A 14204-nucleotide genomic window follows, 5' to 3' on the forward strand; every position below is an offset into this window, starting at 1 on the left:
GTTCTACTACCAATCCTGGCAGCGGCGAGCAGGGTACTGAGCAGAAGCCCGGTGGAAGCGACCAGGGTACAGAACAGCCTGGTGGCGGAGGTCTGGAGGGTTAGTCTTCCGTTTTCTTCTTAACCATAATTCCTTCATCGTCACAGCGCTCCTTGTTGTCAAGGGGCGCTGTATTCTTTATCCACGGAGGACACGGATGACACAGATTTTATTTGGCCGTGTGTCCGTGGATAATTTCCGTGTGACATTAAACTTTACCTACTTTAGAGTTTGCAGAATATGGTCTAACTCATCGAGCTCTTCTTCTTTAGTTGCCCAACTCGTTACGAAACGGCAGATGATTTCGGTATCGCTCTTTCTTTCCCATATCTCGAAGGCTACTTTCTTGGAAAGGGCATCGTAGAGGGTAGGTGAGAGGATGACAAACTGCTGATTGGTGGGGGAATCGTAGGCTATGGCGATGCCGTGTTTCTGGAAAATGCTGCGGAGGCGAGTTGCCATGGTCATGGCGTGGCGCGATACCTTGAAATAGAGTTGGTCGGTAAAGAGCGTGTCAAACTGGATGCCTAACATTCTGCCTTTGGCAAGTAAGGCTCCATGACGCTTGACAGTGGTGAAGAAGTATTTCGGGGCCTTCATTCCTGAGAAAACGACAGCTTCGCCCATCATGGCGCCCACTTTTGTTCCACCGATATAGAAGACATCACAATGGCTGGCAAGGAATGGCAAGTCGTAGTCGCAGGCTTCTGATACCAGACCATATCCCAGTCGTGCTCCATCGATGAAGAGACGGAGGTCGTATTTCTGACAGGTTGCATAGATCGCAGTCAGTTCTTCCTTGGTATATACCATTCCAAACTCTGTTGGCATCGAGATATAAACCATGCCAGGCTGTACCATGTGAGGATGCGATTCGTCTGCAAGAAATGTATCCATATAGGCTGACAGGGTATTGGCAGACAATTTGCTATTCTCTCCCGGCAGCGTAATGACCTTATGACCGAAGGCTTCTACTGCCCCCGACTCGTGTACCTCAATATGGGCTGTATCTACCCCTATCACTCCTTCGCATCCCATGAGGACAGCATCAATAACGGTGGTATTGGTCTGTGTACCGCCTACAAGAAAGAACACATCGGCATTCTTATTGTCAATAGCCTTACGTATCTTCTCTTTTGCTGCTTCTGAGTATGGATCAAAACCATATCCAGAGGTTTTCTCTTTGTTGGTAGTGGCTAAAGCGTCCAGTATCTCTGGCAACATACCATTGTTGTAATCACTTTCGAATGAAATCATAGTTTTTTATCTTTTTGCGTTTTACTATATTAATATTTTTTTATGTCGCACGGATTGCACGGAAAGATTTTTTGGGGGTTGCTTCGCAAGATGTTTTGGAGTAGCGAAGACAGAGTGAGAGCGCGCTTTCACTATGCTGAGTCACGACAAAACAAACCATAGGTAAATCTTTGGAGGAAATCTTTAATGAAATATGGCCTTTGGCCAGAAATAATAATCTTTAACTAGAATCTCTAAACCATAACCCATAACCCATAACCTATAACCCATAACCTGTAACCCATAACCTAAACGCTCTGTGTGTTCCTTGAATAATTTCCGTGCGACTTTATTCACTCATGATGGTAGGGTTCTCCCTTGATGATGGTACATGCACGATAAATCTGTTCGGTGAATGTCATGCGTATCATCTGATGAGAGAAGGTCATCATCGACAGGCTGATCTGATGGTTGGCTCGCTGATAGACAGCGGGGGAGAAACCATAAGGGCCTCCGATGATGAAGACCAAGCGACGCGCTGCGGCACGCTTTTGTTCCAGCCATGCTGCAAATTCGATACTTCGCATCTGCTTGCCGTGTTCATCAAGCAAGACAACGGTGTCTGACGGTTGTAGCTGGCGGAGGATGAGTTCGCCTTCGGCCTGTTTCTGCTGCGCCTCACTCAACCCTTTCGTGTTTTTCAGTTCGGGGATGGTTACTATCTCAAAGGGCATGTAGTGGCCGATGCGTCCCACATAATCGTCTATAATGGTAACAAAATGCTTGTTGACGGTTTTGCCTACTTGCAGGAGTACAGTCTTCATGTGGTTCTATGATTTTCGGGGGTATATTATCTTGATGAATGGAAACCTTCAAGATTCGCATAGCGATGGTTCATCATTCTGCGATAGATGGCCTTCATCCATATTGGCATGGCGAGCGTGAAAGCCAGTCCGATGATGGTGAGAATGGTGTATGCTGTGACATCTCCGAATAATGCGCTCAACAGGCTGACCAGAATGATGGGCACGAAGAACACGATGAGTTCTATGAATATCTGGAGCTTGTTTTCCATCTGATTGCGTCCTGTGATCTTCTCATTCAGCGGAAGTGTCTGTCTGTTCCATATTGCCATGTGAAACAGCAAGCAGTATTCCGGACCGATAGTGATGAAGATGTATGCCAATATCATCATCAAAGAGAATTTCCCTGAGATGATGGCAGGAAGCAGCAACAGAAACGGGATGAGAACGATGGCGCTATAGAAATAGTATTTCGCGCGTAAAAGTGTGAGGATGTTCTCCCGATAGACCATGAGCAGGTCGATATAGTTTCCCTCCGGTCCCATGACCTTGATGAGGTTTACTGCTCCGAAGAACACAAAGCAATACAGGCACCAGATGTTGAGCATAGTAGGTGAATCGTATATATCTGTATAGGCGATAAGCAGCGACAGCATGACGATGATGCAAATGCCCTGGATGAAACGTCCGCGAATGGCTTTATTGCGCATGGTGCTCTTAATCTCCAGTTTGAGATATTCTCCCATCTGTCCAAAGCGGTTGAGCAGGTTGAATTCTGACACGTGCTTGAGTTTGGTCTTCTCTTGTTTGGATATCTCATCATAGATAAAGTGCATCTGCAACCATCTGTTGAGTGAGAACAGCAAAACAAGCAATCCTGCCCACAACAATACCGACATCCAGGAAAATCCGTAGTCGCAGAGGAAGTCCATGATATGATCCACAGATTTATCTATCTCTTTGTCGCTCATCAGCAGGAAGGGGAGTATGCAACAGCCATAGAACAGGGCGGGTAATATCCAGTAGTACACCTTCTGATTGACGAGTGTACGTACCAGCAGATACCATTGGCTGTTGACCACCACCATCATCAGCAGCAACAGCGTCATGCCGACAGCGGCTATGAATGGTGTTCCTCCGCATATATTAATAAAGAAATAGGGGATGAAAAGTGTGAGATAGATAAGGGTGCTGCTGGAAAACAGCTGGTCAATGAGAAAACAGTCGATGGCACGGTAGCGACTGAAGGGCATGAGCAGGTAGGGCTTGACGAGCATGAGTGGTGTCTGCTGTGCCAGAAAGCGCGAACCGAAATCCAGTATTAAGAAAAGGGGCATGAGCAACAGGATGAACGCCGGCTCATGACTTTTTGCCGAAGCCCATCCGAGAAATGTTCCAATTCCTATCATATAGATTGCCATGAAACCCAAAAAGATATATCCGAAGAGTTTGCCATATTGGTTTGCTTCGAACATGACACTACGCTTCGCGCTTAACTTATTGTTTCTGCGTAGCAGCAGATAGAGTTTGAAAAAGGATATCATCGTAAATCTATAATTTCGGCATTAGGACAAACTTTCTTGTTGAAGCGAAACAGTCCATCGGAGAGGTTGGCACGCTTGAAACCGCTGATATTTACCGTGGTCCATTTTCTGTTTTGCATCATGCGCACCTGTGAGGGTACGTAGCTTTGGCGCGAGATGGTGACAATCATTTCTCGGATGGCATTACGTTGCGATTTCATGGTAACGATATAATGCTGTCCCTTGGTCTGCAGGGAGAGGGTGTAGCCCCGGCGATAGAGATAGATAAAGCCATAGGGGTTGATGGCTTGCAGTTCGCTGGCGGTAGGGGTGTTGATGTTTACCTCGTCATTTTGAGGAACATAGGTCCATTGGGTCTTGCCGTCAAACCATACGATTCCTGCCGATGTCTTGGCATAAAACTTACGACCTTTTACCGAGATGGTGCCGCTGGCACCGGTGTTCTGCGCTCCACGGATGGTAAAAGCGGCTGTTACGCCTCCTTTGTTAGACAATACCTGGGCAGTCTTGTCGAGAACACTCTTGGCGCTCTGTGCTGCCGCAGTAGTAAAGACGGTTGCCAAAAGGCCTATAATCCATAATCTGATTTTCATCATGATGATCTGTTTTTAGATATACTGTTTATGTTGTGATATGCGATAATGGAGATTTGAATATCAATGGCGCAACTGGTTTAAAATGTTTTCCAGACTTACCTCATCCTGAATGAGCACCTCGCGTGGCTTACTGCCCTGGGCAGCACCGACCACTCCTGCACGTTCGAGCTGATCCATCAGTCTGCCTGCACGGTTGTAGCCAATGGCAAATTTACGCTGGATAAGACTGGTGCTTCCGCTTTGATTCATGACAATGAGTCGCGCAGCGTCCTCAAACATCGGGTCGAGGTGTGACATATCGACATCAGCTGCTTCACCAAGGTCACCGTCGGCAGTATCAGGCTCAGGCAGTTCGAAGGCTGACGTATAGCCCTGTTGCTGCGAGATGAAAGTGTTGATGCGCTCCACTTCCGGAGTATCAACAAAGGCACATTGTACGCGCACAGGTTCTCCGCCGTTGAGGTAAAGGAGGTCGCCTCGTCCTATGAGCTGTTGGGCTCCCGGACGGTCGAGAATGGTGCGTGAGTCAATCATGGCACCGACACGGAATGCTATGCGGCTTGGGAAGTTGGCCTTGATGGTACCGGTGATGATATTCGTAGTAGGACGCTGGGTGGCGATAATCATGTGGATACCCACGGCACGTGCCAACTGAGCGATACGTGCGATGGGGAGTTCCACCTCCTTGCCTGCTGTCATGATGAGGTCGCCAAACTCGTCGATAACGACCACGACATAGGGCAGAAAGCGATGGCCGTTCTCTGGGTTCAACTGGCGACTGATGAATTTCTTATTATATTCCTTGATATTACGTGCCTGTGCTATTTTCAACAGGTCGTAACGGGTATCCATCTCTTTACACAGCGAGTTGAGCGTACGTACCACCTTGGTAACATCGGTAATGATGGGGTCGGCATTATCGTCGGGAACCTTGGCAAGGAAGTGTTTCTCGATAGATGAATAGACGCTAAATTCCACCTTTTTCGGGTCAACAAGTACAATCTTTAATTCCGACGGGTGCTTCTTGTAGAGCAACGAGGTGATGATGGCATTAAGACCTACAGACTTACCTTGTCCTGTTGCACCAGCCACCAGAAGGTGAGGCGCCTTTGCCAGGTCGAACATAAAGACCTCGTTGGTGATGGTCTTACCCAACGCACAAGGCAGTTCCATGGTTGTTTCCTGGAATTTCTTGGAATTGAGAATAGACTCCATCGACACGATATTGGGTTTGGCATTAGGAACCTCAATACCGATGGTGCCCTTGCCGGGAATCGGTGCGATGATACGAATGCCGAGTGCTGACAAAGACAATGCAATATCATCTTCCAGATTGCGGATGCGCGAGATGCGCACACCAGGCGCAGGTGTAATTTCATAGAGGGTGATGGTAGGACCAACGGTAGCTTTGATGCTGCTAATCTCCACTCCGAAATTGCGGAGCACATCGACGATGCGTTTTTTATTGGCATTCTGTTCCGCCATGTCAATATATGGTTTGCCGTCATCGTCGTATTTCTTCAACAGGTCGAGCGTGGGGTAGTGGTAGTTTTCCAAATCGAGCTTGGGGTCATAAGGCGTAGAAAGACTGCCATTCTCACCTGCCAAATTCTTACCTGTGGCTTTTTCCTCTTTTTCGCCAGTATCAACGGTCATTTCCACGGCACTATCGTCAGCAACAGGTTCTGTTGACAAGCCTTTATTGCCTGGTGTTTCAGACCGTTGTAACGTGGGAATAGGTTCCGTCTGTGGGTCGTTCACTTGGTCGAACTCCACAATCTGTGCATCGGGATCGTCAAACACTTCAGGGTCTTCCACCGTCTCCAAGGTAGGTGTGTCCGCCTCCGGCTCACCTTTACCCACTTGAATCTCCATGTGGATCTTCTTGGCATAGCGTAAAGGATTGAAAATTTTGCGGATAATAATAATGGTTTCGGCACTCAGATACGTCAGGAACGCAATAGCCAGGATGATGAGCAATAGCGTTAAGCCCGGTGTGCCAACCAGTCCTTCTACCACATCGCAAGCAGTCTGTCCGTAATCGCCTCCGGGATTGTAGTGCATATCGACGAACAGCGGCGATAGGAATTTAGCCAACGTGAGTGACGACCATAGCATGATGAGGGTCAGACACATGAACCATTTCAACAAGTTGACTTTATAGGTCAGCAACATGCGGATGCCCGCAAGGAGGAGAAAAAACGGAATGAGGAAGGCAGGGAGACCAAAACATTTCTTGATAAAGAACCAAGAAACCTTCGCGCCCAACGAACCGCAACTGTTGGTAAACTCACCATTGAGATTGAGAATCTCACCGGCACGTGGATTCTCCAATATGCTTTGGTCGGCAGCTCCCGTGCCGAAATAGGAAATGAAAGCGAAGGCCATAAATCCTGCAATGGCAATCAATAACAAGCCTAAAAAGGGGAGAATGCGATCGCTAAAGTGTATTTTATCGAGGCCAAAAGTCTCTCTTACTGATGGTGTCTTGGGTTCTTTCTTTTTTCTTGCCATAATATATAATGGTGGTATGTTTTAATGATTTAATATGCAAAAGTAATGGAAAATTGTCAGAAATCAACATTTTATCGTGTTTTTTTTGTATTTTTGCACACCGAAAACAAATGATAGATGAAAAAGACCATTTATAGTAAATACGACAAGAAGTTGATACCCAGCCTGCCACGTGTACTTTTCGAGGGAAAAATCGAGGTTGTCGTCAGCGAGACCGAGGCAGAAAAAGCGGTCGATTACCTGCTCAGCCAACCCATTATCGGACTGGACACAGAGACAAGACCCTCATTTAAGAAAGGACATACCTATACGGTATCGCTACTTCAAGTGGCAAGCCACGATATCTGCTTTCTCTTGCGTCTCAACTACCTCAAATTTTCTCCATCCATCAAGCGTTTGCTGGAAGATACTACAGTACCCAAGATAGGGTTGTCGCTCCACGACGACGTGATGATGCTCCATAAGATTGGCGAATTTGAACCAGGACATTTCATCGACCTTCAGGATAGAGTCAAAGAAGTCGGCGTGGAAGACATGAGTCTGCAGAAGATCTATGCCAACTTCTTCGGCATGCGCATCAGCAAACGAGAAAGACTCACCAACTGGGAGGCTGACATCCTGACGGAAAAACAAAAACGCTACGCAGCAACAGATGCTTGGTCGTGCATCCTGCTCTATGAAGAACTCATCAGACTGGAGCAGACCGGCGATTATGAACTCATAAAAACAGACGACGAACATGTATCCACAGATCATACTGAAGAAAGGTAAGGAGGAGAGTCTGAAAAGATTCCACCCCTGGGTGTTTTCGGGAGCTATACAGGCTATCGAAGAAGGAATAGAGGAGGGCGATACCGTTTGCCTCGTAAATAGAAATGGCGACTTCATTGCCGTGGGCCACTACCAAGAGGGGTCTATCGCCGTTCGTGTGCTCACCTTCGAGGATCGGGAAATTGACGACGATTTCTGGCATTCACGAATCTCATCTGCGCTGAAAATGCGTCAATCCATCGGCATTGCCGACTCGCCATCCAACAATACCTACCGACTGGTACACGGAGAGGGCGACAATCTGCCCGGACTTATTATAGATGTGTATGGCGATACTGCCGTGATGCAAGCCCATTCCATCGGCATGCACAAGGTCAGAAAGGAGATTGCCAAGGCACTCGTCGATGTGATGGAATCGCGCATTTCCAATGTGTATTACAAGAGCGAAACAACCTTGCCGTTTATGGACGCAACAGACATGAACGGATTCATTTACGGAGGAAGCGACAATAACGTGGCGTTGGAAAACGGACTCAAATTCCGAGTTGACTGGCTGAAAGGACAGAAAACCGGATTCTTTGTGGATCAACGCGAAAACAGATCACTCCTGGAGAAATATGCAGCAGGGAAGCGTGTGCTCAATATGTTCTGCTACACCGGCGGATTCTCTTTCTATGCGATGCGCGGAGGTGCACAACTGGTACACTCTGTTGACAGTTCGGCAAAAGCCATCGACCTGACCAGAGAGAACGTATCGCTCAATTTCCCTGGCGACCAGCGCCATGAGGCCTTTTGTGAAGATGCCTTCAAATACCTGGAGAAAGCAGGCGACAACTATAATCTGATTATCCTCGACCCGCCAGCCTTTGCGAAGCACAGAGGGGCGCTGCATAATGCGCTGAAGGGCTACACCCGTCTGAATCAGAAAGCATTTGAAAAAATAGAAAGGGGAGGCATCCTCTTTACCTTCTCTTGTTCACAGGTGGTTACGAAAGACCATTTCAGAAATGCTGTGTTTACTGCTGCTGCATTAGCAAAAAGAAATGTGAGAATACTCCATCAGCTCCATCAGCCTGCCGATCATCCTATCAATATTTATCATCCGGAAGGAGAGTACCTCAAAGGACTCGTCCTTTACGTGGAATAAAATAACATGCAATAACAGGAGGACATCGAATGGTGGAGAAAGTCAAGGCCTTCATGAGTCAGCATCAGCTGCTTGACGACAGGGAAATGTATCTTGTTGCGTTAAGCGGTGGGGCTGATAGTGTGGCATTGCTACTCGTTCTTCACGAGATGAAGATCAAGATCCATGCCGTCCATTGCAATTTCCACCTGAGAGGGGAAGAATCGGATAGGGACGAAGCGTTCTGCGAATCCCTTTGTCACAGGCTCGACATTCCCTTTCATCGCATCCATTTTGATACGCAGACCTACGCAGAACTGCATCACATGAGTATCGAACTGGCTGCGCGTGAGTTGCGATACGGCTATTTTGAACAGCTCAGAATGGATATCGGCGCGAAGGGGGTGTGCGTGGCTCATCATCGTGACGATTCGGTAGAAACCATTCTCATGAATCTGGCAAGAGGTACGGGCATACATGGCCTTACAGGTATCAGTCCACGACAAGGGAATGTGTTAAGACCCCTGTTGGGAGTGACAAGGGCAGAGATTGAACAGTTTTTGGCAGACCGTCAGCAGCCCTTTGTTACCGATTCCACCAATCTTGAGGATGACGCTACGCGCAATAAGGTGAGACATCATATCGTACCCCTGTTGAAGCAAATCAATCCGAAGGCTGCCGAAAACATTCTCCTCATGGCAGAAAGAATGGCAGGAGCAGAACAGATGATGGAAAGACTGTTGAAGCCCTTGAGAAACCAGACGGAATATACCAAACAGGAAATTCTGGAGGATGTGGGAAATGACTACCTGTTGTATGAACTCTTGCGGGATAAAGGCTTTAATGCCCGACAATGTACGCAAATTTTCAATAGCATGATGGCGGATGGTACCGGTCGTGCTTTCATGTCGAAAGACTATGAATTGGTCATCGACCGAGATCGGATTGTTATGGAAAAGCAAAAGCCTGCTTTTCGGCAGATCACAATTCCAGAACCAGGAGTCTATGTCATGCAGCATAACGAAAAACTCCGAGTCGGGATGGCAGATAAACCCCGTGACTTCAAGGTTTCCAAAGCGTCACACAAGATTACCGTTGATGCCGACAAGATACGCTTTCCTCTTGTCGTCAGACTGGTACAACAAGGAGATGTGATGATTCCTTTTGGCATGAAGGGACATAAGTTGTTGAGTGATCTGATGACCGACTGCAAGATGACACTTTTGGACAAGCGCCGCCAGCGTGTGGTAGTGGATGCTTCGGGTGTCGTGGTTTGGCTCATGGGAAAACGTTGTGACAATCGTGTGGCTGTTGATGATACTACCCAACGAATACTCACCATTGAGATTGATTTGGAAGCATAACCTCCCATAGAAATCGCTATCAGAAAATCAAAAGAGATCATACAAATATTCAATTCATCAATCATTTCATTATGGACAAACTACCGAAAGACCCCGCAATTCTAGTATCAAGCATCAACATGTTTCTGCGTGATGAAGAGTTTGACTCTTTGGAAGCCCTTTGCTATTGTTACAATCAAGAGCCACAGGCGTTGAAAGACTATCTCTACGCCCATGGATTCGTCTATTCTGAGGAACAACATCAGTTTCGACCCCAAGGCTTTGAAACCAATACCGACCTTTGACCGCTCTAACGAATACTATGACGATGAATATTCCTCATGATGCTATAGAAACAGCCTATAGCTTCTTTCACCAAAAGCAACGAATCTATCAATTTTCTACCCTGTCGTGGCAGAAAGACGATATTGAAATGGCTATTGCTGATTATGTAGAATCGATGAATGAAGATCTTTATGCCAGATTGGCAAAAGGTAAACCCGACTTCTTGCGCGACCATAGGCGTTTTGCCGAAGAACTCCTGGATGCGGTAGAACAGTTGGAACAACTGCTTTAACCGCTTGAAAAAGAATACGGAAAGAGACACGTTAACAATATAGGATGGTAATCCATCAATCGCCCTGATGAAGATTATTCATGTGGATATGGATCAGTTTTTTGCTGCTGTAGAACAGCAAGACAATCCAAAACTAAAAGGCAAACCTATTGCAGTAGGACATGATGCCGAACGTGGTGTGGTGTCAACAGCAAGCTACGAAGCCAGACGCTTTGGAGTACATTCGGCACAGTCTATTCAGTTGGCCAAACGGCTATGTCCAGAACTCATCATCGTAGAGCCCCATTTCCAACGATACAAAGAAGTATCGGCACATTTGCACGAGATATTCCACGAATATACCGACCTCATAGAACCCATATCCCTCGACGAAGCCTTTCTCGATGTAACAGAAAACAAGAAAGGCATTGAACTGGCGGTGGATATTGCAAAAGAAATCAAACAGCGCATCTATCAGACAACGGGACTTACCGCATCGGCAGGTGTGAGCTACTGTAAGTTTATAGCGAAGATAGCCTCTGACTGGCGCAAGCCCGATGGGCTGACGGTCATTCATCCCGACAGGGCATTAGACTTTATTTCCCGACTCAAAGTGGATAGGATATGGGGCGTGGGGCCAAAGACTGCAGAGAAAATGCACCACATGGGTATCTTCACCGGATTAGATCTGCGCAACACGCCCCTTAACCAACTCACGGAAGAATTTGGCAAGATGGGACAGGTGTTTTACGAATTCTCACGAGGCATAGACTCACGTCCCGTGATCAGCGAATGGGAGCGTAAGAGTGTGAGTTGTGAACAAACCTTTGACAATAACATCAGTGACAATTCCGCCGTTACCATTCAACTCTACCACATGGTACTGAATTTGGTTGGGCGGATAGAGAAAAACAATTTTGAGGGGCGTACGCTAACGCTGAAGGTCAAGTTTCAGGACTTTCAGCAAATCACCCGCAGCATTACCGTTGACCGTGTTCTCCGTTGCAAAGACGATATCCTTCCTTTAGCCAAACAGTTGATCCGTCAGGTTGAGTTTCATTCACATCCCATCCGACTGTTGGGCTTGTGTGTCTCTAACCATAAGCGTGTTAACCCGTCAGAGCCCGCTAAATATATAGAACTGGAACTGGAGTTTGAACCCTGGCCAGACGAATGACTCACAGAGTTACTTCATGGTATTATTGCGAAGAAACTCCTGATACTGCAGACCATAGCCATTGAAAACATTGATGTCAACAGGACCGTGGATGCCTGCAACACGGCCTTCAGGACTGAGTTGCCAGAATACCAGATGTACGTCAGGCTTGTACTCGCCATAACGGGCAATCCATACCTGATAACGCTGCTTGATATCAGGAGCCTTGGACAGATAGCGGTTGACGAACATCTGGCTGACGTAGAGTATGGGGCGGTGTCCTGTGGAACGCTCAACAATATTGCACCAGGTACGAATATGCTTGAATAACTGTTCTGCACCACCAATAGCGGCAATCTGAGCATGAGAGGGTTCGACATCGAGAACAGGCGGAAAGTCGCCTCGGCGAAATTGTGCATATCGCAGAAAATGGCGTGCTTGTCTTTCTGCTGAGGTTTTGAGTGACATGAAATGGTATGCTCCTACACGTATGCCCTGACGTCGTGCCTGTTGACAGTCAGCAGCATAATAGCGATTGCGGATGGAAATGCCTTCAGTAGCTTTGATATAAACAAAGGAAATGGGGAAATCAGGACGCCCCATGACATGTTTATTGTGTTTCGAACCGAGTGAAGTGATGCGAACTTGACGCCAGTTTATTGTAAACCGTTTACGTCCTTTCTCATGCTGGTGGCGAGAGATGTCGATGCCATAGATGCGTTCTGAGGTGTATTTGATTTTTTCCCCAAGGAATCTTCCCTTTCGCCATTCGCCAGCTTTTATGCCATGCGAAGAGGATTCAAATCCCCATCCTTCGGGACGGTCATTCACCCACATGCCGGTGTAACTGCTTCCATCTTGTCGTACGATACTTCCTTGTCCGGAAGCCAGTCCCAAAGTGTCCATCTGTCCATCATAACAGCCTTCGTCATCGTAACGTCGTGCTACCACGATGGTATCGTTATCCCACAGACCACAAACAATACGTCCCTGAGGATCCCGCCAGACAGCAGGACCGTTGAGCAGACCGAAATGGAATCTTCCTGCCTTCCAATAGCCACCATTGATGCGTACCGCTATCAAGGGGCGCTTTGTTTCAGGAATATAGCGTCTGCCTATGATACGACGTGTGGAATCAGTCTGCAGCAGACTCTTCAGTCGAATTTGTTCTTGTTGCAGTTGGTTGTCGTGTTGTGCTATCAAATCAAATCCCTCGTCGGTCACATTATGTACAGCAAAATAATCGTCCATAGCCTCTCTCTCTTTCCGAATCTGATCAAGCCTATGGTGAAGTGAGTCATCAGATGGTCTGCCAGCCATGATAATTTCCCATTTAGGCCCAATACCCATATTGCGGTTATTCAACCAATCGCGGTAATACCGCCAACCAATAGCAATAGCTGTTCCTACTACCAGTAGGCAGACGACAAGATCTATCCGACGTTTAGTACACATTTTTTAAACCTCCTGAACAATAATCTTTTGACTATTCTTTATTAGAATCTTCTTTAGACTTCAGATCCAGCCAGTAGTCGATGATTTGACGGGCAATGGAGAGCTTCTCTGGAATTTGTGGTAAGTGGTGACGATTGAACCACGCGCCACGTGAGAGTTCTGATCGCTGCAGATGAATGTCTCCGTTGTCATATTCTGCAAGAAACCCAACCATCAGTCCGCAAGGGTAGGGCCAAGGCTGTGAACCGTAATAGTGCAGGTTTTTGATGGTCAGTCCGGTCTCTTCCATGACCTCACGGCAAACAGCCTCTTCGAGCGTCTCACCGGTTTCCACGAATCCTGCTACAAGACCGTAGAAATCGCCACGGAAATTCTTGGCATGAACCAAAAGCACCTCATCGCCTCGGCTGACGAGTACGATGACAGCAGTAGCCAGTTGTGGCCACACCTCCTTACCACATTGTGTGCAGCGCTTGGAGATGTCTGTATGGAATTTCATAGGAGCGCCACAAACTCCACAGAATTTGGTATTACTATCCCAATAAAGCAGTTCGTGGCATTTTCCAGCGAGAAGATAGTCGTGACTTGAAAGGTGATAGTAACTCTGTCGAAGTCCACACATTTTATAGCGTGGATTGTCAGTCAGAGGTTGGTCGATACGGTAGGCTTTCGCACCAGCAACATGGAGAATGTTGGTCCAAGGCTTGAGTTCGACAGGAGGTTCGGTAGGAATGCGTAATACATCACCGTCTTTCTCCAAGACAAGGTCTGATTGACAAAATACGATATATTGTTCCATGGCTTAATCCTCCTTGAAAATAAGACGACGGTCACGTTCGATAGCCGGTTTTGTCCATTCCTCCGGTACGAATCGCCAGTTGTTGAGTGGGAGAGCTTCTACCGTTCCCTGTTTTTCTATCATTTGTGTGAGATAATAGCGTTGGTCGTGCTTGCTCATATAAATTATACGCGAAGGAATATCCTCCTTGGCAATCCCTGCACCACGGGTAAGCAGTTCGCCTCCACCGTTGCCACGATAACTGTTAAAACCCATGAGGGCAAGCA

The 14204-nt window shown here is 47.1% G+C and carries 13 protein-coding genes and 1 pseudogene; 6 read left to right on the top strand and 8 right to left on the bottom strand.

Annotation, left to right across the window (positions count from 1 at the left end):
* Positions 1 to 258: 258 nt before the first annotated feature.
* The 5 genes from CIK88_RS12025 to CIK88_RS12045 form a co-directional block, all read right to left on the bottom strand.
* Positions 259 to 1296, bottom strand: a complete 1038-nt coding sequence (locus CIK88_RS12025; protein ID WP_094436725.1) for a low specificity L-threonine aldolase — start codon at positions 1294 to 1296, stop codon at positions 259 to 261.
* Between the two features lie 332 nt (positions 1297 to 1628).
* Positions 1629 to 2099 (bottom strand): 23S rRNA (pseudouridine(1915)-N(3))-methyltransferase RlmH, encoded by a 471-nt coding sequence (gene rlmH / locus CIK88_RS12030; RefSeq protein ID WP_094436727.1) that lies wholly within the window; start codon positions 2097 to 2099, stop codon positions 1629 to 1631.
* A gap of 26 nt (positions 2100 to 2125) precedes the next feature.
* On the bottom strand, positions 2126 to 3622 hold the full coding sequence (locus tag CIK88_RS12035; RefSeq protein ID WP_094436729.1) for a DUF5687 family protein: 1497 nt from the start codon (positions 3620 to 3622) through the stop codon (positions 2126 to 2128).
* Entirely contained in the window at positions 3619 to 4218 is a 600-nt protein-coding gene (locus CIK88_RS12040) for a LolA-like putative outer membrane lipoprotein chaperone (protein ID WP_254046754.1), read from the bottom strand. The genes CIK88_RS12035 and CIK88_RS12040 overlap by 4 nt, the downstream gene beginning before the upstream one ends.
* Before the next feature lie 60 nt (positions 4219 to 4278).
* Positions 4279 to 6732 (bottom strand): DNA translocase FtsK, encoded by a 2454-nt coding sequence (locus tag CIK88_RS12045; protein WP_094436731.1) that lies wholly within the window; start codon positions 6730 to 6732, stop codon positions 4279 to 4281.
* A gap of 117 nt (positions 6733 to 6849) precedes the next feature.
* Here CIK88_RS12045 and CIK88_RS12050 point away from each other — a divergent pair, with 117 nt between their 5' ends.
* From CIK88_RS12050 to dinB, 6 genes are all read left to right on the top strand, one after another.
* On the top strand, positions 6850 to 7503 hold the full coding sequence (locus tag CIK88_RS12050) for a 3'-5' exonuclease (RefSeq protein WP_094436733.1): 654 nt from the start codon (positions 6850 to 6852) through the stop codon (positions 7501 to 7503).
* Complete coding sequence (locus CIK88_RS12055; protein WP_094389943.1) at positions 7472 to 8650, top strand: class I SAM-dependent rRNA methyltransferase; 1179 nt, start codon at positions 7472 to 7474, stop codon at positions 8648 to 8650. Before CIK88_RS12050 ends, CIK88_RS12055 begins: the two co-directional genes overlap by 32 nt.
* A gap of 29 nt (positions 8651 to 8679) precedes the next feature.
* Positions 8680 to 9993 carry a tRNA lysidine(34) synthetase TilS gene (tilS, locus tag CIK88_RS12060; protein ID WP_094436736.1) on the top strand — a complete coding sequence of 438 codons (1314 nt, stop codon included), beginning with the start codon at positions 8680 to 8682 and terminating at the stop codon, positions 9991 to 9993.
* Positions 9994 to 10064: 71 nt separating this feature from the next.
* Entirely contained in the window at positions 10065 to 10277 is a 213-nt protein-coding gene (locus CIK88_RS12065; protein ID WP_094436738.1) for a DUF4250 domain-containing protein, read from the top strand.
* Between the two features lie 17 nt (positions 10278 to 10294).
* Positions 10295 to 10549, top strand: coding sequence for a hypothetical protein (locus tag CIK88_RS12070; RefSeq protein WP_254046904.1), 255 nt, complete (start codon positions 10295 to 10297; stop codon positions 10547 to 10549).
* Between the two features lie 64 nt (positions 10550 to 10613).
* On the top strand, positions 10614 to 11705 hold the full coding sequence (dinB, locus tag CIK88_RS12075) for a DNA polymerase IV (protein ID WP_094436742.1): 1092 nt from the start codon (positions 10614 to 10616) through the stop codon (positions 11703 to 11705).
* A 9-nt stretch (positions 11706 to 11714) separates the two neighbouring features.
* Here dinB and CIK88_RS12670 read toward each other — a convergent pair whose 3' ends face one another.
* The 3 genes and pseudogenes from CIK88_RS12670 to CIK88_RS12090 form a co-directional block, all read right to left on the bottom strand.
* Positions 11715 to 13139: a GH25 family lysozyme gene (locus CIK88_RS12670; protein ID WP_254046273.1), complete on the bottom strand. Its 1425-nt coding sequence runs from the start codon at positions 13137 to 13139 to the stop codon at positions 11715 to 11717.
* Positions 13140 to 13170: 31 nt separating this feature from the next.
* Complete coding sequence (nudC, locus tag CIK88_RS12085) at positions 13171 to 13938, bottom strand: NAD(+) diphosphatase (RefSeq protein ID WP_094436744.1); 768 nt, start codon at positions 13936 to 13938, stop codon at positions 13171 to 13173.
* A gap of 3 nt (positions 13939 to 13941) precedes the next feature.
* A pseudogene (locus tag CIK88_RS12090) lies at positions 13942 to 14193 on the bottom strand (bifunctional metallophosphatase/5'-nucleotidase); the annotation flags it as partial.
* Between the last annotated feature and the right edge of the window lie 11 nt (positions 14194 to 14204).

The organism is Prevotella sp. P5-50, from assembly GCF_002251295.1.
Classification (GTDB): domain Bacteria; phylum Bacteroidota; class Bacteroidia; order Bacteroidales; family Bacteroidaceae; genus Prevotella.